Below are 19813 nucleotides of genomic sequence, written 5' to 3'. Positions count from 1 at the left end.
TTCGGGGCCTTGCCGAACCCATCGCGTGACAAGCCCGCTCCCACAAAAGCACCGAGGCACCTGTGTGAGCGGGCTTGTCCCGCGATAGGGTCAGTGACAGCGCCCGACCAATACCGGCAAAAATACCGCAGTTATCACTCGGGCAGCTAGAGAACCGCGAAGGTTCCCTGTGCCTTGGCCACCAGCTTGTCGCCCTGGAGCACGTCGGCGTCGACCACCAGCGTGCGCCGCCCGGCGTGTATCACCCGGGCGGTGCACAGCACTTCGCCGTCGCTGACAGCGCGCATGTAGTTGATCTTGCATTCGATGGTCACGCTTTGCTGGTCGAAGCCATGGCTGGCCGAGCAGGCCAGGCCCATGGCGATGTCCACCAGGCTGAAGATCGCCCCGCCGTGCAGTTTCTGGCCACGGTTGCGCAGGTGTGGTTCCAGCGCCAGGGCCACCTCGGCAACGCCTGTGTCCAGGCGTTGCAGGCGGCAGCCCAGGAGCTGGCTGAAGGCGCTTTCGACGTATTCCTTCGGGACGTCCATCACTTCTTCTTCAACTGCTTGGCATTGGCGAACAGCGCGGCCATGGCGTTGTTGGCCGGCGCGGCGGTGGCGGTTTCGCGCGGGCGTGGTGCCTGTTGCGAACGGTTGCCGCCGTTGCCGCGTGGGCCGCCACGGTTGCCTTCGACCTTCTCGCCTGGGGTATCGCTCATGCGCATGGACAGGCCGACACGCTTGCGCGGGATATCCACTTCCATGACCTTGACCTTGACCACGTCGCCGGCCTTGACCGCTTCGCGCGGATCCTTGACGAACTTCTCCGACAGCGCCGAGATGTGCACCAGGCCATCCTGGTGCACGCCGATGTCGACGAAGGCGCCGAAGTTGGTGACGTTGGTCACCACGCCTTCGAGGATCATGCCGGGCTCCAGGTCCTTGAGGTCCTCGACGCCATCCTGGAAGGTCGCGGTCTTGAACTCAGGGCGCGGGTCGCGGCCGGGCTTGTCCAGCTCCTGGAGGATGTCGGTGACGGTCGGCAGGCCGAAGGATTCGTCGGTGAATTTCTTTGGGTCGAGGCGCTTGAGGAAGCTGCTGTCGCCGATCAGCGAGCGGATATCGCGGTCGGTGTCGGCGGCGATGCGCTGCACCAGCGGATAGGCTTCGGGGTGCACGGCAGAGGCGTCCAGCGGGTTGTCACCGTTCATCACGCGCAGGAAGCCTGCGGCCTGCTCGAAGGTCTTTTCGCCGAGGCGGCTGACTTTCTTCAGTGCCGCCCGGGTGGCGAACGGGCCGTTGGCGTCGCGGTGGGCGACGATGTTCTGCGCCAGCGTCGCATTGAGACCGGAGATGCGGGTCAGCAAGGCCACCGAGGCGGTGTTGACGTCCACGCCCACGGCGTTCACGCAGTCCTCGACCACAGCGTCCAGGCCGCGCGCCAGTTTCACCTGCGACACATCGTGCTGGTACTGGCCCACCCCGATGGACTTCGGATCGATCTTCACCAGTTCGGCCAGCGGGTCCTGCAGGCGACGGGCAATCGACACGGCGCCGCGGATCGAGACGTCGAGATCGGGGAATTCGCGGGCAGCCAGTTCGGACGCTGAATACACCGAGGCGCCCGCCTCGGAGACCATGATCTTGGTGATTTGCAGTGCCGGGTATTTTTTCACCAGGTCACCGATCAGTTTGTCGCTTTCGCGGCTGGCGGTGCCGTTGCCGATGGCGATCAGCTCCACCGAATGCTTGGCGCACAGGGCCGCCAGTACGGCGAGGGTGCGGTCCCAGTCGTTCTTCGGTGCATGCGGGTAGACGGTGGTGTAGTCCAGCAGCTTGCCGGTGGCATCGACTACCGCGACCTTGCAGCCAGTGCGCAGGCCCGGGTCGAAGCCCAGGGTCGCACGCGGGCCGGCGGGGGCGGCCAACAGCAGGTCGTGCAGGTTATGGGCGAAGACGTTGATCGCCTCGCTTTCGGCGTTGTCGCGCAGCTCGCCGAACAGGTCGGTTTCCAGGTGGGTGTAGAGCTTGACCTTCCAGGTCCAGCGCACCACCTCGCCCAGCCACTTGTCGGCCGGGCGGCCGCGGTTTTCGATACCAACGTGGCTGGCGATCATCAGCTCGCACGGGTGCAGGGTGCCCGGTAGTTCCTCGCCGACCTTGAGCGAGGCGCTCAGCACGCCTTCGTTGCGACCGCGGAAGATCGCCAGGGCGCGGTGCGACGGGGCGTTGCGCAGCAGTTCGTCGTGGGCGAAGTAGTCGCGGAACTTGGCGCCTTCCTCTTCCTTGCCCGGCACCACGCGCGCGGTGAGCACCGCCTCCTGCTTGAGGAAACCGCGCAGTTTGTCGAGCAGGGCCGCGTCTTCGGCGAAGCGCTCCATGAGGATGTACTTGGCGCCTTCGAGGGCGGCCTTGACGTCGGCGACGCCTTTGTCGGCGTCGACGAAGCGCGCGGCTTCGCTTTCAGGGTCGCGCTGCGGGTCGTCGAACAGGCCGTCAGCCAGTTCGCCCAGGCCGGCTTCCAGGGCAATCTGGCCCTTGGTGCGGCGCTTTTGCTTGTAAGGCAGGTAAAGGTCTTCGAGGCGGGTCTTGGTGTCGGCGAGCTTGATCTCGCGGGCCAGTTCCGGGGTCAGCTTGCCCTGCTCCTCGATGCTGGCCAGGATGCTGGCGCGGCGCTCGTCGAGTTCACGCAGGTAACGCAGGCGCTCTTCCAGGTGGCGCAGTTGCGTATCGTCCAGGCTGCCGGTCACTTCCTTGCGGTAACGGGCGATGAAGGGCACCGTCGAGCCTTCGTCCAACAGGCCCACGGCCGCCTCGACCTGTTGTGGGCGCACGCCCAGTTCCTCGGCGATACGGCTGTTGATGCTGTCCATGAGAACCACCTGACAAATAGTGAATACTAAGGCCGCAGTGGGGGTTCAGGCCCGGCGGCACTGGATGAAAGCCGCGCATTATACCCATCGAGTCCGGCTTGCGGTGATGGCGCTGAGCCATGTGTGTCGAGCGAGAAGTGGCACCCGGGGAAAAATCTGCTAACAATGCACACGGCACGCGTCGCAATGGCTACGCCATAATGCGCGGCGATATCAGAGGAGTTATTGATGACCAGCACCGCAAACATTGCTGAAGGCGAAAAGATTCTCATCGTTGACGACGATCCGGGGCTGAGCAGCCTGCTGGAGCGTTTCTTCACCAGCAAGGGCTTCCGTGCCCGCGCCGTGCCGAACGTCGAGCAGATGGACCGCCTGCTGGCCCGTGAAGTGTTCAACCTGGTGGTGCTCGATCTCATGCTGCCGGGTGAAGACGGCCTCTCCGCCTGCCGCCGCCTGCGCGCGGCGAACAACCAGATCCCGATCATCATGCTCACCGCCAAGGGCGACGAGCTTAGCCGGATCAAGGGCCTTGAGCTGGGCGCTGACGATTATCTCGCCAAGCCGTTCAACCCCGACGAGTTGGTCGCGCGGGTCAAGGCCGTGCTGCGGCGCCAGGCTCCGAGCGTTCCTGGCGCCCCGGGCAGCGAGGAAGAAACCGTCACGTTCGGCGACTACGAGCTGTCGCTGGCGACCCGCGAACTCAAGCGCGGCGATGAAGTGCACATGCTCACCACCGGTGAATTCGCCGTGCTCAAGGCTCTGGTCATGCATGCTCGCGAACCGCTGACCCGCGACAAACTGATGAACCTGGCCCGCGGCCGTGAGTGGGATGCCCTGGAGCGCTCCATCGATGTGCAGATCTCGCGTCTGCGCCGCATGATCGAGCCCGATCCATCGAAGCCTCGCTACATCCAGACGGTCTGGGGTGTGGGTTATGTCTTCGTGCCGGACGGAAATGCCGGTAAATGAACCGCTGCCATGACACGGCAGGGCGGCCCGCAAGGGTCGCCCTGTTTTCGTCTGTGGTCCCCGCCTTGCTTGTTCCCGCCGTGCAGTAATCGTCGCCAATGAAAACGCCTCTCTGGTTTCCGCAAAGCTTCTTCGCCCGCACCCTGTGGCTGGTACTGATCGTCGTCCTGTTTTCCAAGGCGCTGACGCTGGTGTACTTGCTGATGAACGAGGACGTTCTGGTCGACCGCCAGTACAGCCACGGTGTGGCGCTGACCTTGCGTGCCTATTGGGCGGCCGATGAAGAGAACCGGGACCAGATCGCCGAGGCGGCCGGTCTGATCCGCGTGACCGGCTCGGGTGTGCCGGAGGGTGAGCAGCACTGGCCGTACAGCGAGATCTACCAGCGCCAGATGCAGGCTGAGCTGGGCGAGGATACCGAGGTACGCCTGCGCATCCATGCGCCGCCGGCACTGTGGGTGAATGCGCCGAGCCTGGGGCCGGGTTGGCTGAAGGTGCCGTTGTATCCGCACCCGTTGCGCGGGCAGAAGATCTGGAACGTGCTCGGTTGGTTCCTGGCCATCGGCCTGCTGTCCACCGCGTCGGCCTGGATCTTCGTGCGCCAGCTCAACCAGCCGCTCAAACGCCTGGTGTTCGCTGCCCGTCAGCTTGGGCAGGGGCGCAGCGTGCGCCTGCCCATCAGCGATACACCCAGCGAGATGACCGAGGTGTACCGTGCGTTCAACCAGATGGCCGAGGATGTCGAGCAGGCCGGGCGCGAGCGCGAGCTCATGCTGGCGGGGGTCTCCCACGACCTGCGTACGCCATTGACCCGGCTACGGCTGTCGCTGTCGCTGATGGGGAACGAAAGTGAGCTCAGCGACGACATGGTGCGCGACATCGAAGACATGGACGCCATTCTCGACCAGTTCCTGGCCTTCATTCGCGATGGCCGCGACGAGCCGGTGGAAGAAGTCGACCTGGGTGATCTGATTCGCGAGGTGGTGGCGCCCTATAACCAGCCCGAAGAGCGCGTGCGCCTGTGCCTGGAGCCTATTCCACCTTTCCCGCTACGGCGCGTATCGCTCAAGCGCATGCTGGGCAACCTGATCGGCAATGCCCTGCACCATGCGGGCAAGGGCGTCGAGGTGGCGGCTTATGTGTCAGGTGAGCAGGGGGCGCCGTACGTGGTACTCAGCGTGCTCGACCGGGGTACGGGGATCGACGAATCGGAACTGGAGACCATCTTCAATCCGTTCATTCGCGGCGACCGTGCACGTGGGGGCAAGGGCACCGGGCTGGGCTTGGCGATCGTCAAACGGATCGCCGCCCAGCATGGCGGCAATGTCGAGTTGCGCAACCGCTCCGGTGGCGGGATCGAGGCGCGGGTACGCCTGCCATTGGGGCTGTTGCTGCCGCGTGATGCCGTGTGAGGTTCTGTGGTCTCTTTGTGGCTAAAGCCGCGAAGAGACCGCCACGATTTCGAATCAACCCTTGCCTTTGGTCCGGGTCTGGTTCGGTCCGCCGTTCTTCTCCAGGTGTTCGATGATCATCCCGGCAACGTTCTTGCCGGTGGTGACTTCGATGCCCTCCAGCCCCGGCGACGAATTCACCTCCATCACCAGCGGGCCATGATTGGAGCGCAGGATATCCACGCCGGCCACGCTGAGGCCCATGACCTTGGCCGCGCGAATGGCCGTCATGCGTTCCTCGGGGGTGATCTTGATCAGGCTGGCCACTCCACCGCGGTGCAGGTTGGAGCGGAACTCACCGGGCTTGGCCTGGCGCTTCATCGAGGCGATGACCTTGTCGCCGACCACGAAGCAGCGGATGTCGGCGCCGCCAGCCTCCTTGATGTATTCCTGGACCATGATGTTCTGCTTCAGGCCCATGAACGCTTCGATGACCGACTCGGCAGCCTTGGTCGTTTCGCACAGCACCACGCCGATGCCCTGGGTGCCTTCGAGCACCTTGATCACCAGCGGTGCACCATTGACCATCTGGATCAGGTCGGGAATGTCATCCGGCGAGTGAGCGAAACCTGTGATCGGCAGACCGATGCCGCGGCGTGACAGCAATTGCAAAGAGCGCAGCTTGTCGCGCGAGCGGGCGATGGCCACCGATTCATTGAGTGGGTAGACGCCCATCATCTCGAACTGGCGCAGCACTGCGCAGCCATAGAAGGTCACCGAGGCGCCGATACGTGGGATCACTGCATCGAAACCTTCCAGCGGTTTGCCGCGATAGTGGATCTGCGGCTTGTGGCTGGCGATGTTCATGTAGGCGCGCAGGGTGTCGATCACGACCATTTCATGGCCGCGCTGGGTGCCGGCTTCGACCAGGCGGCGGGTGGAATACAGACGCGGGTTGCGCGAAAGCACGGCGATCTTCATGCAGCACCTGTGACAGGGGAGAGAGTGGCCGGGAAGGCCGGTTTGTCCTGAACGTACTTGAGGCCGGGGTTGACGACCAGTTGACCGTGGACCAAGGCTTTCGATCCAAGTAACAACCGATAGCGCATGCTCTTGCGGCAAGCCAGGGTGAATTCCACTTCCCAGACCCGGTCGCCCAATGCCAGTGGCGTTCGGATCACATAGCGGGTCTGGGCATGGCCGTTGGAGCTCTTGATGGTCTTCATGGTCACCAGAGGCGCTTCGCAGCGGCGATGACGCAGTTGCACTACAGAACCCAGGTGCGCGGTGAAACGTACCCAGGACTGGCCGTCGCGCTCGAAGGGTTCGATGTCGGTGGCGTGCAGGCTGGAGGTGCTGGCGCCAGTGTCGATCTTGGCCCGAAGCCCGGCGAGACCGAGGTCGGGCAGGGCGATCCACTCGCGCAGGCCGATCACTGTCAGATGGTCAAATGTTTTCACGAAGCACACCCTGCGAATGAGGTGGTGAACTGTAAGCATGGCGCGGACTTTTTGCATCCGACAGTTACGGTAGTACAGTTCCGTTAAAGACAGAATTCGAGGTAGAGGGATGGCACAGAAAGCGGAAGACGACGACAAGGTCCGCCTGGACAAATGGCTGTGGGCGGCGCGCTTCTACAAGACGCGTGCGCTGGCCAAGGCGGCGATCGAGAGTGGCAAGGTGCATTGCCGTGGTGAGCGCTGCAAACCGGGCAAGGAACCGCGGGTAGGTGACGAGTTCGTGCTGCGCACCGGTTTCGACGAGAAGACCGTGGTGGTCAAGGCGCTGTCGGTGGTGCGTCGTGGGGCGCCCGAGGCGCAGACCCTCTACGAGGAAACTGCCGACAGCGTGAAGCGCCGCGAGCAGGCCGCCGAACTGCGCAAGGCCGGGGCGATGGGTGTGACTACCGACGGCCGGCCCAACAAGAAGCAACGGCGGCAGATCCACCAACTGCATGGCAGTTTCGAGTAGACCTGCGCCGTCAGTTGCGCTTAGAAGGCTGTACGCATCACGCTCATGCGCCCGATCAGCGGCAGCTTGCCGAGTACCCTGAACAGCGGTGAGGTCCAGCGCACCAGTGCCGCGCTGGCCTTGGCCGCCAGAGGTGTATGCACGGTCCAGCCCAGAGCCAGTAATGCCATCCCCAGACCACCGATGTAGTCATCCTGCCCCCAGTGCGCGCCAGCGACCAGACGCGGCAGCATGAACAGCACGGCCAGCCCCCAGATCACCAGGCTTTGCACCAGCCGGCGACTGAACAGACTCATGAACAGCGCCCAGAGGAGCAGTACCGAGGCGTGATCGCCCGGGAAGCTCTTGCTGGAACGGTCCTTCAGTTCCCAGTGGGCTTCAAGGTTCGGGTAGTAGTGGCTCAGGCGCACGGCGTCGTCGAATACGATCGACGGGCTGTCATGCTGCCATCCGGATGCATCCACCCACTTGGAAAACAGCGCGCGAACCACCACTAAGAGGAGCAGGCTGACGAAAAAGCCGAAGAATGCCTGCCGTACCTGCACGGCCTTGAACACCCAGTCGCCCTTGATCAGCAGCAGGAGCAGGATCAGACCGACGACGATGTCGAAGGGGCGCAGGCTGCCCAGGGTCCAGATGTAGCGCCAGGTGGTGCTGTCTGCCAGTGGGCCGTTGAGTGCACGGAATAGCCACTCGTCGAAAGTCAGGAACAGGATCTGGCCAAACGGCCACAACCAGAAACACAGTAGAGCGATGGGCAGTAACGTGCAGGCTGCCAGAGGTCCCCAGGACCACTTTTCTTGGAACAGTGGTCGATTATCCATAAAATACCTCAATTACCAGCTGAATTTCCGCGCGTCGGATGCGCTTTACCATGGGCCTTTGTAGGCTCCTGTAATCATTTTGTCACTCTTTTCAGAATTTTCAGATAGCCAAAACCATGAGCGATTTACCGGATACCGATTTCACCCAACGCTTCCTGTTCGAAGAGCGCGATGTGCGCGGCGAATGGGTCGAGCTCGACAAGAGCTACAGCGAAGTGCTTGCCCGTCACCCTTATCCGCAGCCGGTTGCCGCTCTGCTGGGTGAGCTGATGGCTGCTACTTCGCTGCTGGTCGGCGCACTCAAGTTCGATGGCCTGCTGATCCTGCAGGCGCGCTCGGAAGGGCCAATCCCGCTGCTGATGGTGGAGTGCTCGGGCGAGCGCGACATCCGCGGCATGGCGCGTTACGAGGCCGAGCAGATCACGGCTGACGCGACCCTGGCCGACCTGATGCCGGATGGTCACCTCACGCTGACCATCGATCCGGTCAAGGGCCAGCGCTACCAGGGCACCGTCGAGCTCGAGGGCGCCAACCTGTCCGAGTGCTTCACCAACTACTTCGTCCAGTCCCAGCAGCTCAACACCCGCTTCTGGCTCGATACCTCGACCGGCAAGGCCCGTGGCCTGCTGCTGCAGCAGTTGCCGGTCGATCGTCAGCGTGACGAGGAAGAACGTGAGGAAAGCTGGCAGTACGTGGTGGCCATGGCCAAGACCCTCAAGCCTGAAGAGTGGGCCGAAGGCAACGAAACCCTGCTGCATCGCCTCTATCACGAGGACGCCGTACGCCTCTTCGACATCGAGCCGCTGCGCTTCCACTGCAGCTGCTCGCGTGAGCGTTCCGGCAACGCCCTGGTCAGCCTCGGCGAGGCGGATGCCAAGGCGCTGGTGGAGGAATGCGGTGGCCAGGTCGAGATCGATTGCCAGTTCTGCAACGAGCGGTATTTCTTCGATGCCAGCGATGTAGCGCAATTGTTTGCGGGTGGTGGCACGGACGAGGCGTCAGAAACTCGCCACTGAAACGCTTCACTACAGGAGATTCTCCTGTCTAATTGCGTAAAAGCGCAGTTACGACAGGAGGGGCCTACTTTTTTTGGGCGTTTCTGGCATAATCCGGCCACTTTTTTCGCTGTAGTAGTTTGAAACAGGCCACTACAAAACGTTTGGAGCACTCGGCCTCGGGCCGGATGGGGTATCTCATGACGCAAGCCAACAACACCGTGTACACCGACCTGACCGTCGACGAGCTGGTAAAACATGCGCTGCAACGCGGTGAAGGCGTGCTGGCCGATACTGGCGCACTGGTCGTGGAAACCGGTCACCGTACTGGCCGTTCGCCCGCTGACCGTTTCATCGTCGATGAACCGAGCACCTCTGCCGCCATCGCCTGGGGCCCGATCAACCGCAAGTTCCCGGCCGACAAGTTCGATGCCCTGTGGGACCGCGTCGAGGCGTTCAACAACGCCCAGGAACACTTCGTCTCCTACGTTCATGTCGGTGCCGCAGCCGAGCACTACCTGCCGGTCAAGATGACCACCCAGACCGCCTGGCAGAACCTGTTCGGCCGTTGCCTGTTCATCAATCCGGAAAAAGGCCAGTTCAACCCGGCCGGCCGCGACCAGTGGCAGATCCTCAACGTCGCCAACTTCGAGTGCGTTCCAGAGCGTGACGGCACCAACTCCGATGGTTGCGTGATCCTCAACTTCGCCCAGAAGAAAGTGCTGATCGCAGGCATGCGCTACGCCGGCGAAATGAAGAAGGCCATGTTCTCGGTACAGAACTTCCTGCTGCCGGAAGTCGACGTGCTGCCGATGCACTGCGCGGCCAACATCGGCGAAGACGGCGATGTGACCCTGTTCTTCGGCCTGTCCGGCACCGGCAAGACCACCCTCTCCGCCGACGAAAGCCGTTACCTGATCGGTGACGACGAGCACGGTTGGGGCGAGGGCGTCGTCTTCAACATGGAAGGTGGTTGCTACGCCAAGTGCATCGACCTGTCCGAGAAGAACGAGCCGGTCATCTGGAAAGCCATCAAGCATGGCGCGGTGCTGGAAAACGTCGTCATCGACGAAGCCGGCCACGCCGACTACACCAATGTCAGCCTGACCCAGAACAGCCGTGCCGCCTACCCACTGGAGCACGTCGCCAAGCGCGCCGAAGCCAACCTGGGTGGCGAGCCTAACGCGGTCATCTTCCTGACCTGCGACCTGACCGGCGTTCTGCCTCCGGTGTCGATCCTGAACAACGAGCAGGCGGCCTACCACTTCCTGTCGGGCTATACCGCGCTGGTCGGTTCCACCGAAATGGGTTCGGGCGGCGGCATCAAGTCGACCTTCTCCACCTGCTTCGGCGCGCCGTTCTTCGCCCGTCCTGCAGGCGAGTACGCTGAGCTGCTGATCAAGCGTATCAACGGCTTCAACTCCAAGGTTTACCTGGTCAACACCGGCTGGACCGGCGGTGGCTACGGTGTTGGCAAGCGCTTCAGCATCCCGACCACCCGTGGCGTGATCGCCGCGATCCAGAGCGGTGCTCTGGTCGGTGCTGAAACCGAGCACCTGGACATCATCAACCTGGACGTACCGAAGTCCGTTCCAGGCGTCGATACCGAGCTGCTCAACCCGCGCGCCACCTGGGCTGACAAGGCCGCTTACGACGAGGCCGCCAAAGGCCTGGCCAAGCTGTTCATCGAAAACTTCAAGAAGTTCGAAGTTTCCGACGCCATCAAGGCCGCTGGCCCGCAGCTGTAAGCTGTACTGCCGCACTGAAAAGCCGCCCTTCGGGGCGGCTTTTTCATGTCTGGCGAGCGAGCACTGTGTTTGCGGCTATGGTTTTCCAGACCAGATGTGGGAAGCTCCCCTTTCCTGCCACCCGCCTTGGATACCCCATGACCGAGACCATCCAACGCAGCGCCTTTTCTCATTTCCACCCCATCCTCACGCGTCCACAGGACAACGACCACAACGGCCACCTTGGCGGTTCCACGGTGCATGCCTTCTTCGAGACGGCCATCCAGGCATTTCTCGTCGAGCAGGCCGAGCTGGACCTGCGCGACGGTGAGCTGGCCGGGTTCGTGGTCAGTTCTGCCGCGGATTTCTATGCCTTGCCCGGGTTTCCCGATGTGCTGGAGGTTGGCCTGGGAGTAACGCGGCTTGCTGGCAGCACAGTGGAGTTTCGCCTGGCGTTGTACCGGCCGGGCGAGGTCGAGCCCTGTGCGGCGGGCACTGTGGTACAGGTGTTCATCGAACGCAGCACGGGGCAACCGGCAGTGCTGCCGGAAACCCTGCAACTGATCCGGGCGGGGCTGTCGCTCAATCGTTGAGGCGGATGATCCCCTCGCGCACGGCAAACAGCACCAACCCTGGAACATCGTGGATCTGCAGGCGGTGCATGATCTGCGAGCGATGGGCCTCGATGGTCTTGATGCTCAGTCCCAGCCCATCGGCGATGGAGCGGGTGCTCTCGCCGCGAGCGATCAGGCGCAGGACTTCCAGCTGACGCGTGGTCAGCGGCGCTTGTGCGGGGCTGGGCGGACGTTTGCGACTGTGCTTGAGGGCCTGCCCGATGACCATTGGCAGCACTGTCGAGGAAAGGTACTGTCCGCCGCTGCGCAAGGTCTGCAAGGCCTGCTCGAATTCTGCGACGGTGGCGCTCTTGAGCAGGAAGCCCTGGGCGCCGAGTTGCAGGCAACTCATCACATGCTCCAGTTCCGAGCGGGTCGAGAGCATCAGCACGCGTGTGGCCGGAACCCGGATGAACAGCTCCTGCAACACCTGCTGACAATCCAGCGCATCGCTGTTCATATCGAGCACGACGATCTCCGGCCGCAGCTTCTCCGCCAGCGCCACGGCGCTCATGCCGTCGTTGGTGTCTCCGACCACGGCATATTCCTTCTTCTGTTCGAGCAGGGCGCGCAGGCCGGCGCGGAAAAGTGGCGAGTCGTCGGCAAGCAGGATTCGGCAGGGCATGGGTCAAGGCCTGTTTCGCAAGGGATGGGGGGCGGCAGGCCTGCTCGATCCACAAGCGCACTGCCGCGCGGGGGCGCGACCAGTCCTTGTCTGCCGTTCGATGCGGCAGTGCTATTCATCATAGGCGTTCGAACACCGACGGCAGTAGTGGCCGCAGGGGCAGATCCAGGCCGTGGATGCTTTCGCTGTGGCCGATCATCAGCAGTCCGCCCGGACGCAGGTGAGGCATCAGGCGCAGCAGGACATCGGCCTTGCATCGCGCGTCGAAGCCCGCGAGCAGGTTGCGTAGCAGGATCACATCGAACTCGCCCAGATCGGTCGGCAGTGGCTTGATCAGGTTGATTGTCTCGAAGCGTACCCGTTCGCGCAGGCCCGGTGCGATACGTAGACGACCGGCTGCTTCGTCGGCGCCACACAGGCAATGGCGGTCCAGCCAGCCATGGGGAAAGTAGCGGGCCTGGGCGATGTCGTAGACACCGGCCTCAGCCTGTCGCAGCAGTGCGCTGTCGTAGTCGCTGGCCAGCACCTGCCAGCCGGCGGATGTGCTTTGTTGCGCGACCATGGCCAGGCTCCAGGCCTCTTCGCCACTGGCACAGGCCGCACTCCACAGGCGCGCAGGATGAGCGAGTGTGGGAAGCCAGCGCAGCAACTGTTCGAAGTGGCGGTGCTCGCGAAAGAAGTAGGTGTCCCGGGCGATGAGCAGGTGCAGCAGGTGCGTCTGTTCGCTGGGGTGTGCATCGATCAGGTCGAGGTAGGCCTCGAAGCTCGCCAGCCGGTGTAACCGCAAGCGTGCATGCAGCCGATGGGCGACCACGTTCTGGCGATCGTCTGCCAGTTGCAGGCCGGTGGCCTGGGAAACCCGCTGGCGGATGCGCTGGAAGCAGGCGTGGTCGAGGTGCGGCGGGCGCGTATCGTCCGTCATCCTTCTGCTTCCCCGGCGTCGGGCTGGCGTATTGGATTGACGAGGCTCGTGCGCATTCCCTGCGTCCCCTGTTGTGATGGCGGTGGGAAATGATAGCTAGTGGCTAGTTGCCTCCATATCGGGGTGTCCCTTAAGCCCTCGACCTGCCGGAATGCAAAGGCCCCGCCGGGTGAGGGCGGGGCCTTAGGCATCAGGCGTAGGTGAATGGACGCCGATCAGTCACGCCAGTGGCGCTTGTGCTTGCGATGGCCGTAGTGATGGCCGTTGTCCCAATGGCGACGGTCGTCGCCACGGCGGTAGCGCCGGTCACGATCGCGGTCGTGGCGGTCGTCTTCGTCGGCCTTGTTGCCCATGTAGTTGCCCAGCGCACCGCCGGCACCGCCACCTGCGGCTGCGCCGATCAGGCTACCGGTGCTGCCGCCGACCTGGCGGCCGACGACGTTACCGCCCGCCGCGCCCAGGGCACCACCAATGGCGGCTTCACCACGCTGGCGCTTGTCGGCACCGACGGCACTGCCCGCCGCGCCACCCAGGCCCGCACCAATGGCCGAGCCGGTGTTGCCGCCGATGGACTGGCCGACCACCGAGCCCAGTACCCCACCCAATGCGCCGCCAATGCCGGCCTCGGTGGTGCCGCCTGCCATGGCAACGCCGCTGAGCAGACCAAAAGACAACAACAGAATCGAGGAGTACTTCTTCATCAAGAGAGCCTCAGAGGGATGACGAGGCGAAATTTGAGGCTCGGCGAAGCGGCTGGCAATGGAAATCCGACGAGTAGCACGAGTTGTACACAATTTCCTAACTTGCTGATTTGGCTATGAAACTTTATTCGTTTTTGTCGGTCTCAGGTTACTTGAGACAACAAAAAGCCCCGGTTACTACGCCGGGGCTTTTTGTTTTCTGGTAGGCCGTCAGCGCGGGACGGCCCGCGCCTTTCAGATGATACGCCCGTCCCCGCGCGCCGCCTCGAGCTTGATGGCGATGAACTTCGAGGTTGGCGTGTGGCTGCCGTCGCCGATGCTCTCCAGTGGAACCAGCGGATTCACCTCGGGGTAGTAGGCGGCTGCCTGCCCCGCCGGAATGTCGAAAGCCAGCAGGGTGAAACCCTCCACCCGACGCACATGCTCATCGCCCCACAACGACACGATGTCGACCTTCTGCCCTGGCTGGAAGCCCAGGCGAATGATGTCGGCCTCGTTGGCGAACAGTACCTCGCGCTGGCCGCGCACGCCGCGGTAGCGGTCGTCCAGGCCGTAGATGGTGGTGTTGTACTGATCGTGCGAACGCATCGACTGCATGATCAGGTCAGGCACCTGGCCGCTGGCGCGTACGCGCTCGTCGAGCAGGGTGTCGGGCAGCAGGTTGGGCTTGAAGTTGGCGCGGCCGCTTGCGGTCTTCCACTGGCGGCTGCCGGCGCTGTTGCCCAGGTAGAAACCACCCGGCAGGTTCAGGCGCTGGTTGAAGTCGGCAAAACCGGGGATGGTATCGGCGATCAGGTCGCGGATCCGATCGTAGTCGGCCACTACCCAGTTCCAGTCCACAGGATGGTTGCCCAGGGTGGCGGCGGCGATGCCGGCGACCACCGCAGGTTCCGAGCGCATCTGCTTGGACAGCGCGCGCAACTGGCCGTTGGAGGCGTGGACCATGCTGAACGAGTCTTCCACCGTGACCGCCTGCGGGCCTTCGGCCTGCAGGTCGATATCGGTGCGGCCCAGGCACGGCAGGATCAATGCCTGCTGGCCATGGATCAGGTGGCTGCGGTTGAGCTTGGTGCTGATGTGCACGGTCAGCGCACAGTTGCGCAGGGCCTGGGCGGTGCGCTCGGTATCCGGGGTGGCCTGGGCGAAGTTGCCGCCCAGCCCGATGAACACCTTGGCCCGGCCTTCGAGCATGGCGTGGATCGCCTCGACCGTGTTGTGACCGTTGCTGCGTGGCACCGGGAAGCCGAAGCGCTTCTCGATGGCATCGAGCAGGGCTACCGGCGGGCGCTCGTTGATGCCCATGGTGCGGTCGCCCTGTACGTTGCTGTGGCCGCGTACCGGGCACAGGCCGGCGCCAGGCACACCGATATTGCCGCGCAGCAGCATCAGGTTGACGATTTCCTGGATGGTCGGCACCGAGTGGCGGTGCTGGGTGATCCCCATCGCCCAGCACATGATCACGCGTTTGCCTTTGCAGTACATGCGTGCCGACAACTCGATATCGTCAAGGGTCAGGCCTGACTGTTCGACGATCTGCTCCCACGGCGTGGCATCGACCACCGCCAGGTACTCGTTCACGCCCTGGCCGTGCTCGGCGATGAACACGTGATCGAAGATCGCAGGTTCGCCATTGGCTTGAGCCTCACGCTCCCACTGCAGCAGGAACTTGGCCATGCCGCGCAGCAGCGCCATGTCGCCACCCAGTGCCGGGCGGAAGAACGCGGTATTGGTCGGCCGGTCGCTGTTGAGCAACATCTCCAGTGGATGTTGTGGGTGCTGGAAGCGTTCCAGGCCGCGCTCCTTGAGCGGGTTGACGCAGACCACCTGGGCGCCGCGCTTCACGGCATCGCGCAGCGGGTCGAGCATGCGTGGATGGTTGGTGCCGGGGTTCTGGCCCAGGACGAAGATCGCGTCGGCATGTTCGAAGTCGTCGTAGGTGACGGTGCCCTTGCCGACGCCGACGCTCTGCCCCAGGGCCACGCCGCTGGCCTCGTGGCACATGTTCGAGCAGTCAGGGAAGTTGTTGGTGCCGAAGGCGCGCACGAACAGTTGGTACAGGTACGCCGCCTCGTTGCTGGCCCGCCCGGAGGTATAGAACTCGGCCTGGTCTGGTGACTCCAGCGCCTTGAGGTGGCTGGCGATCAGCTCGAAGGCTGCATCCCAGGCAATCGGCTGGTAACGGTCGCTGGCCGGGTCATAGACCATCGGCTCGGTCAGGCGGCCCTGGTACTCGAGCCAGTAATCGCTCTGCTCAAGCAACGCACTGACGCTGTAGCGGGCGAAGAAGGCGGCGTCGACGCGACGCTTGGTGGCCTCCCAGTTGACGGCCTTGGCGCCGTTCTCGCAGAACTTGACCATGCCGCTCTCGGGCGAGTCGCCCCAGGCGCAGCCAGGGCAGTCGAAGCCGCCGTTCTGGTTGGTCTTGAGAAGTGCACGCAGGTTCTTCAGCGCGTTGTCGCTGCCGACCCAGGCCTTGGCCACGCTGCGCAGTGCGCCCCAGCCGCCGGCTGGGCCGTGGTAGGGCTTGTAGCGTGGGGTGGAAGCGGGGGCGTTGTCTGGAAGTTTCTCGAAGGAGGTCACGGCTTTTACGACTCCGCCGCTGGGCTGAATACCCGCGGTGCGCTGTGTTTGGGCAGATGGATGAGGTTGAGGTTGTGCTTGCGTGCCCATTGCAGGGCAAGGCCGGTCGGTGCCGACAGGCTGACCAGGGTCTGGATGCCGGCACGCAGGACTTTCTGGATCAGCTCCAGGCTGCAGCGGCTGGTGACGATGGCCAGGCCGCCGTGGGTGTCGATGCGCTGGCGCAGCAGGGCACCGATCAGCTTGTCGAGGGCGTTGTGCCGGCCGATGTCTTCGCGGCCCAGCAGCAGTTCGCCGTGGCGGTCCATGAACAGCGCCGCATGAACAGCGCCGCAGTGCTGGCCCAGGGGCTGGAAGGCGTCGATGCGTTGGCGCAGGTCCTTGAGCCATTCCACCGGCGGCAGGGGCGCGCCGGGCAGAGCCTCGAGTTCGGGCAACGCCTGCTCCAGGGCCTCGACGCCACACAGGCCGCAGCCGCTGGTACCGGCCAACTGGCGGCGCTGGTCCTTGAGGTTCCAGAACGCACGGCTGGAGATCTCGAGGTCGGCATACAGCGCCGAACCGCTGCCGGAGAGCTTCAGGTCGTAGATGTCTTCAGTGCTGGAGACGATGCCGCTGCCAATGCTGAAGCCAACGGCGAAATCTTCCAGATCGGTCGGGCTGACCAGCATCACCGCCTGGTTGAGGCCGTTGTAGACGATCGCCAGGGCGACTTCTTCGGCCAGGGGCGTACTGTCGCTCGCCTGGTCGGAGAGTTGCACGTAGTCGTAGATGTTGCTGGCGGCAGGCAGTGACAGAGGCGTTGATGCCGCACAGACCGGAGGCTTGCTGTTCATCGGGGCGGATCACCGGCGGCTTTTTACTTGCACAAGCCTAGGCTTGTGGGCGCGCCGCGTCTAATCGCTAGGGTCGATGCCCTGATAGACCGCGTCGATTGGTCGCAGTGGAGCGGGGTAAGGATTCCTGGCCTAGACTCTCAGGTTCCGAGGAATCATCAACAAGGAGCGCGTCATGAGCCTGTTCAGTTTCGTGAAGGAAGCCGGCGAGAAGTTGATCGATCTGCTGACCCCCGGCAATGCCAATGCCGAGGAACAGTTGAAGAAGCACGTGGAGAGCGTGGGCCTGGGCAATCCGAACATTTCGGCCACCGTAGAGGGTGACAAGGTCATCCTCAAGGGCGAGGTGGCGAGTCAGGAGGAGAAGGAGAAGATCATCCTGGCGGCAGGCAACATCGCCGGGGTGGCTTCGGTGGATGACCAGATCACCGTCACCGGGCCGGTGGCGCAGGCGGCCCGGTTCGTCACGGTGAAGAAGGGCGACACCCTGAGTGCGATCGCCAAGGCCGAGTATGGCGATGCCAGCAAATACCAGAAGATCTTCGAGGCCAACAAGCCGTTGTTGTCACATCCGGACAAGATCTATCCGGGGCAGGTGCTGCGCATTCCTGACTGAGGATCGGTGTTGCGCTCATCGCGGGCTTGTCCCGCGATGAGGCCCTCAAAGCCCCAGCAACAACTCCCGGTAATCCTCGACCGCCGCAAATTCCTGCGTATCGCGCACATCCGCTCGGCTATCGGGCTGGCGCACTGCCAGCAGATGCCCCACCCCGAACCGCTGCGCACTGCGCAGGATCGCCAGGGTGTCGTCGATGAACAGGCTGCGCGCGGGCTCGAAGCCGATATCGGCGCGCAGGGCATCCCAGAACTGCGGGCTCTCTTTCGGGTAGCCGTAGTCGTGCGAGCTGATCAGCCGTTCGAAATACGGCGCAAGCTGCACCTTCTCGAGCTTCAGCGACAGTGAGTCGCGGTGGGCGTTGGTGATCATCACCACGCGCTTGCCAGCCTTGCCGATGGCGGCAAGAAAGGTGTCGGCGTCCGGACGCAGGGCAATCAGGTCGGCGATCTCGCGCTTGAGTTCGCGGATCGGCAGGCGCAGTTCGCGGCTCCAGAAGTCCAGGCAATACCAGTTCAGGGTGCCAGCATGGCGCTCGAACAGCGGTCGCAGCTCCAGCTCGGCCATCGCGCGGCTTACGCCATGCAGCTCGGCGTAGCGCTGGGGCAGGTGTTCGAGCCAGAAGCGGTTGTCGTAGTGCAGGTCGAGCAGGGTGCCGTCCATGTCCAGCAGGACGGTATCGATGGCGGACCAGGGCAGAACAGGCATTGGAAATTCTCGATCGGTCGGCAAGCCACGGTATAGTAACCCGTTCACGCCAAGGAGCCGCACCCATGCGCCAGAAACCCACTGTCCTCAGTCGCGAGATCGTCGCCAGCAGCCGCCTGTTCCGGGTCGAAGCGGTGCAGTTGCGCTTCTCCAATGGCAACGAGCGCACCTACGAGCGCCTGGTCGGTCGAGGCAACGGTTATGGGGCGGTGATGATCGTGGCCATGCTCGACGCCGAGCATGCGGTGCTGGTCGAGGAGTACTGCGGTGGCACCGACGAATACGAGCTGTCGCTGCCCAAGGGCCTGATCGAGCCGGGCGAGGACGTGCTGGCCGCCGCTGATCGTGAGCTCAAGGAAGAAGCCGGTTTCGGTGCACGGCAACTGGAGCACCTCACCGAGCTGTCGCTGTCGCCCGGCTACATGAGCCAGAAGATCCAGGTGGTGCTGGCCACTGACCTTTACGAAGAGCGCCTGGAAGGCGATGAGCCCGAGCCGATGCGCGTCGACAAGGTCAACCTGCGCGAACTCTCGGCCCTGGCCATGCACCCGCAATTCAGCGAAGGGCGAGCGCTGGCAGCGTTGTACCTGGCCCGTGACCTGCTGATCCAGCGGGGGCTGCTGAGCGCATGAACGACCTGCAACTGATGCACGAAGTGGTGAAACTGGCGCAACTGGCGGGCGAGGCGATCCTGCCGTTCTGGCGCTCTGGCGTCGCAGTCACCAACAAGGCCGATGACTCGCCGGTGACCGCTGCCGACCTGGCCGCCCACCGGATCATCGCCGACGGCCTGCAGGTGCTGGCACCGCAGATTCCGGTGTTGTCCGAGGAAGACTGCAACATCCCGCTGGCCACCCGCGAGGGTTGGTCGCGTTGGTGGCTGGTCGATCCGCTGGATGGCACCAAGGAGTTCATCGCCGGCAGCGAGGAATTCACCGTCAACATTGCCCTGATCGAGCGCGGCGAGGTGGTGTTTGGCGTGGTGTCGATGCCGACCAGTGGCCGCTGTTACTTCGGTGGTCGTGATCTGGGTGCATGGCGTGCAGAGCTACAGGCAGAGCCTCAGCCGATTCACGTGCGCAACGCGCCACCTGCCGATGGCCGTTTCACCGTGGTTGCCAGCCGCCGCCATACCAGCCCCGAGCAGGAAGCCTTGCTGGCTGGGCTCGGTGCCGAGGTTGGCGCGTTGGAACTGGCCAATATCGGCAGCTCGCTGAAGTTCTGCTTGCTGGCCGAGGGCGCTGCCGATTTCTACCCGCGCCTGGCGCCGACCTCGCAGTGGGATACCGCGGCGGCGCAGGGGGTAGTCGAAGGCGCGGGGGGCGAGGTGATCGGGTTGGATGGCCAGCCGTTCCGCTACCCGGCGCGGGAGTCGCTGCTCAATCCGTTCTTCCTGGCGCTGCCGGCCAAGGCGCCATGGCGGCAAAAAGTCATTGCAGCGGCTATCGGGCAGTAATTACCGAAGCCGCCTCGCTCCTCG

The 19813-nt window shown here is 63.7% G+C and carries 20 protein-coding genes; 9 read left to right on the top strand and 11 right to left on the bottom strand.

Going from position 1 to position 19813, the window contains the following annotated elements; all coding sequences use genetic code 11:
• Positions 1–146 precede the first annotated feature (146 nt).
• A complete protein-coding gene (locus F6X62_RS01260) occupies positions 147–530 on the bottom strand; it encodes a PaaI family thioesterase (protein ID WP_054891671.1) in 384 nt (127 codons plus the stop codon).
• Complete coding sequence (locus F6X62_RS01255) at positions 530–2854, bottom strand: Tex family protein (RefSeq protein WP_153772472.1); 2325 nt, start codon at positions 2852–2854, stop codon at positions 530–532. Before F6X62_RS01255 ends, F6X62_RS01260 begins: the two co-directional genes overlap by 1 nt.
• A gap of 228 nt (positions 2855–3082) precedes the next feature.
• Here F6X62_RS01255 and ompR point away from each other — a divergent pair, with 228 nt between their 5' ends.
• Together ompR and F6X62_RS01245 are read left to right on the top strand one after the other, a co-directional pair.
• Positions 3083–3823: a two-component system response regulator OmpR gene (gene ompR / locus F6X62_RS01250; protein ID WP_054891673.1), complete on the top strand. Its 741-nt coding sequence runs from the start codon at positions 3083–3085 to the stop codon at positions 3821–3823.
• A 98-nt stretch (positions 3824–3921) separates the two neighbouring features.
• The gene (locus tag F6X62_RS01245; protein WP_063542220.1) at positions 3922–5235 is read left to right on the top strand and encodes an ATP-binding protein; all 1314 of its coding nucleotides are present in this window, start codon (positions 3922–3924) and stop codon (positions 5233–5235) included.
• Positions 5236–5289: 54 nt separating this feature from the next.
• Here F6X62_RS01245 and rimK read toward each other — a convergent pair whose 3' ends face one another.
• Together rimK and F6X62_RS01235 are read right to left on the bottom strand one after the other, a co-directional pair.
• Positions 5290–6195: a 30S ribosomal protein S6--L-glutamate ligase gene (rimK, locus tag F6X62_RS01240; protein ID WP_015268602.1), complete on the bottom strand. Its 906-nt coding sequence runs from the start codon at positions 6193–6195 to the stop codon at positions 5290–5292.
• Positions 6192–6674, bottom strand: a complete 483-nt coding sequence (locus F6X62_RS01235; protein WP_063542222.1) for an ATP-dependent zinc protease — start codon at positions 6672–6674, stop codon at positions 6192–6194. Before F6X62_RS01235 ends, rimK begins: the two co-directional genes overlap by 4 nt.
• Before the next feature lie 109 nt (positions 6675–6783).
• Between F6X62_RS01235 and F6X62_RS01230 the strand changes: the two genes are divergently transcribed.
• On the top strand, positions 6784–7185 hold the full coding sequence (locus F6X62_RS01230) for an RNA-binding S4 domain-containing protein (RefSeq protein ID WP_054891676.1): 402 nt from the start codon (positions 6784–6786) through the stop codon (positions 7183–7185).
• Positions 7186–7205: 20 nt separating this feature from the next.
• Here the strand turns inward: F6X62_RS01230 and F6X62_RS01225 are convergent, their stop codons facing one another.
• Entirely contained in the window at positions 7206–8009 is an 804-nt protein-coding gene (locus F6X62_RS01225) for a phosphatase PAP2 family protein (RefSeq protein ID WP_063542224.1), read from the bottom strand.
• Positions 8010–8125: 116 nt separating this feature from the next.
• Here F6X62_RS01225 and hslO point away from each other — a divergent pair, with 116 nt between their 5' ends.
• The 3 genes from hslO to F6X62_RS01210 all read left to right on the top strand — a co-directional run bounded on the left by hslO (position 8126) and on the right by F6X62_RS01210 (position 11324).
• Entirely contained in the window at positions 8126–9025 is a 900-nt protein-coding gene (hslO, locus tag F6X62_RS01220; RefSeq protein WP_153772471.1) for an Hsp33 family molecular chaperone HslO, read from the top strand.
• Between the two features lie 179 nt (positions 9026–9204).
• The gene (locus F6X62_RS01215; RefSeq protein WP_153772470.1) at positions 9205–10752 is read left to right on the top strand and encodes a phosphoenolpyruvate carboxykinase; all 1548 of its coding nucleotides are present in this window, start codon (positions 9205–9207) and stop codon (positions 10750–10752) included.
• A 137-nt stretch (positions 10753–10889) separates the two neighbouring features.
• Positions 10890–11324 (top strand): thioesterase family protein, encoded by a 435-nt coding sequence (locus F6X62_RS01210; protein ID WP_153772469.1) that lies wholly within the window; start codon positions 10890–10892, stop codon positions 11322–11324.
• Here F6X62_RS01210 and F6X62_RS01205 read toward each other — a convergent pair.
• The 5 genes from F6X62_RS01205 to fdhD all read right to left on the bottom strand — a co-directional run bounded on the left by F6X62_RS01205 (position 11314) and on the right by fdhD (position 17009).
• Positions 11314–11970 (bottom strand): response regulator transcription factor, encoded by a 657-nt coding sequence (locus F6X62_RS01205; protein WP_063542230.1) that lies wholly within the window; start codon positions 11968–11970, stop codon positions 11314–11316. The two genes, F6X62_RS01210 and F6X62_RS01205, sit on opposite strands and share 11 nt — an antisense overlap.
• 118 nt (positions 11971–12088) lie before the next feature.
• On the bottom strand, positions 12089–12892 hold the full coding sequence (locus F6X62_RS01200; protein WP_153772468.1) for a protein-glutamate O-methyltransferase CheR: 804 nt from the start codon (positions 12890–12892) through the stop codon (positions 12089–12091).
• Between the two features lie 215 nt (positions 12893–13107).
• The gene (locus F6X62_RS01195; protein WP_054891683.1) at positions 13108–13593 is read right to left on the bottom strand and encodes a YMGG-like glycine zipper-containing protein; all 486 of its coding nucleotides are present in this window, start codon (positions 13591–13593) and stop codon (positions 13108–13110) included.
• 234 nt (positions 13594–13827) lie between these two features.
• Positions 13828–16173 (bottom strand): FdhF/YdeP family oxidoreductase, encoded by a 2346-nt coding sequence (locus tag F6X62_RS01190; protein WP_153772467.1) that lies wholly within the window; start codon positions 16171–16173, stop codon positions 13828–13830.
• 5 nt (positions 16174–16178) lie between these two features.
• A complete protein-coding gene (gene fdhD, locus F6X62_RS01185) occupies positions 16179–17009 on the bottom strand; it encodes a formate dehydrogenase accessory sulfurtransferase FdhD (protein ID WP_153772466.1) in 831 nt (276 codons plus the stop codon).
• A gap of 175 nt (positions 17010–17184) precedes the next feature.
• Between fdhD and lysM the strand changes: the two genes are divergently transcribed.
• Entirely contained in the window at positions 17185–17625 is a 441-nt protein-coding gene (gene lysM, locus F6X62_RS01180) for a peptidoglycan-binding protein LysM (RefSeq protein WP_054891686.1), read from the top strand.
• Positions 17626–17670: 45 nt separating this feature from the next.
• Here the strand turns inward: lysM and yrfG are convergent, their stop codons facing one another.
• Complete coding sequence (gene yrfG / locus F6X62_RS01175) at positions 17671–18333, bottom strand: GMP/IMP nucleotidase (RefSeq protein WP_153772465.1); 663 nt, start codon at positions 18331–18333, stop codon at positions 17671–17673.
• Positions 18334–18398: 65 nt separating this feature from the next.
• On the opposite strand from yrfG, the gene nudE reads away from it, so the two are divergent.
• On the top strand, positions 18399–18965 hold the full coding sequence (nudE, locus tag F6X62_RS01170) for an ADP compounds hydrolase NudE (protein WP_153772464.1): 567 nt from the start codon (positions 18399–18401) through the stop codon (positions 18963–18965).
• Complete coding sequence (cysQ, locus tag F6X62_RS01165; protein WP_153772463.1) at positions 18962–19789, top strand: 3'(2'),5'-bisphosphate nucleotidase CysQ; 828 nt, start codon at positions 18962–18964, stop codon at positions 19787–19789. The genes nudE and cysQ overlap by 4 nt, the downstream gene beginning before the upstream one ends.
• Positions 19790–19813 lie beyond the last annotated feature (24 nt).

This window comes from Pseudomonas sp. MNR3A, assembly GCF_009650575.1.
In the GTDB taxonomy this organism is placed as follows: Bacteria; Pseudomonadota; Gammaproteobacteria; order Pseudomonadales; family Pseudomonadaceae; genus Aquipseudomonas; species Aquipseudomonas machongensis.
This window is presented reverse-complemented; position numbering and strand designations above follow the sequence as displayed.

Excerpts from the sequence above, each read along its gene's own strand:
- F6X62_RS01215 (WP_153772470.1), top strand. The coding sequence starts at position 9,205 with ATGACGCAAGCCAACAACACCGTGTACACCGACCTGACCGTCGACGAG.
- hslO (WP_153772471.1), top strand. The coding sequence starts at position 8,126 with ATGAGCGATTTACCGGATACCGATTTCACCCAACGCTTCCTGTTCGAA.
- rimK (WP_015268602.1), bottom strand. The coding sequence starts at position 6,195 with ATGAAGATCGCCGTGCTTTCGCGCAACCCGCGTCTGTATTCCACCCGC.
- F6X62_RS01230 (WP_054891676.1), top strand. The coding sequence starts at position 6,784 with ATGGCACAGAAAGCGGAAGACGACGACAAGGTCCGCCTGGACAAATGG.
- nudE (WP_153772464.1), top strand. The coding sequence starts at position 18,399 with ATGCGCCAGAAACCCACTGTCCTCAGTCGCGAGATCGTCGCCAGCAGC.
- F6X62_RS01225 (WP_063542224.1), bottom strand. The coding sequence starts at position 8,009 with ATGGATAATCGACCACTGTTCCAAGAAAAGTGGTCCTGGGGACCTCTG.
- ompR (WP_054891673.1), top strand. The coding sequence starts at position 3,083 with ATGACCAGCACCGCAAACATTGCTGAAGGCGAAAAGATTCTCATCGTT.
- cysQ (WP_153772463.1), top strand. The coding sequence starts at position 18,962 with ATGAACGACCTGCAACTGATGCACGAAGTGGTGAAACTGGCGCAACTG.
- F6X62_RS01260 (WP_054891671.1), bottom strand. The coding sequence starts at position 530 with ATGGACGTCCCGAAGGAATACGTCGAAAGCGCCTTCAGCCAGCTCCTG.
- F6X62_RS01205 (WP_063542230.1), bottom strand. The coding sequence starts at position 11,970 with ATGCCCTGCCGAATCCTGCTTGCCGACGACTCGCCACTTTTCCGCGCC.
- lysM (WP_054891686.1), top strand. The coding sequence starts at position 17,185 with ATGAGCCTGTTCAGTTTCGTGAAGGAAGCCGGCGAGAAGTTGATCGAT.
- F6X62_RS01210 (WP_153772469.1), top strand. The coding sequence starts at position 10,890 with ATGACCGAGACCATCCAACGCAGCGCCTTTTCTCATTTCCACCCCATC.
- F6X62_RS01200 (WP_153772468.1), bottom strand. The coding sequence starts at position 12,892 with ATGACGGACGATACGCGCCCGCCGCACCTCGACCACGCCTGCTTCCAG.
- F6X62_RS01195 (WP_054891683.1), bottom strand. The coding sequence starts at position 13,593 with ATGAAGAAGTACTCCTCGATTCTGTTGTTGTCTTTTGGTCTGCTCAGC.
- yrfG (WP_153772465.1), bottom strand. The coding sequence starts at position 18,333 with ATGCCTGTTCTGCCCTGGTCCGCCATCGATACCGTCCTGCTGGACATG.
- fdhD (WP_153772466.1), bottom strand. The coding sequence starts at position 17,009 with ATGAACAGCAAGCCTCCGGTCTGTGCGGCATCAACGCCTCTGTCACTG.
- F6X62_RS01245 (WP_063542220.1), top strand. The coding sequence starts at position 3,922 with ATGAAAACGCCTCTCTGGTTTCCGCAAAGCTTCTTCGCCCGCACCCTG.
- F6X62_RS01255 (WP_153772472.1), bottom strand. The coding sequence starts at position 2,854 with ATGGACAGCATCAACAGCCGTATCGCCGAGGAACTGGGCGTGCGCCCA.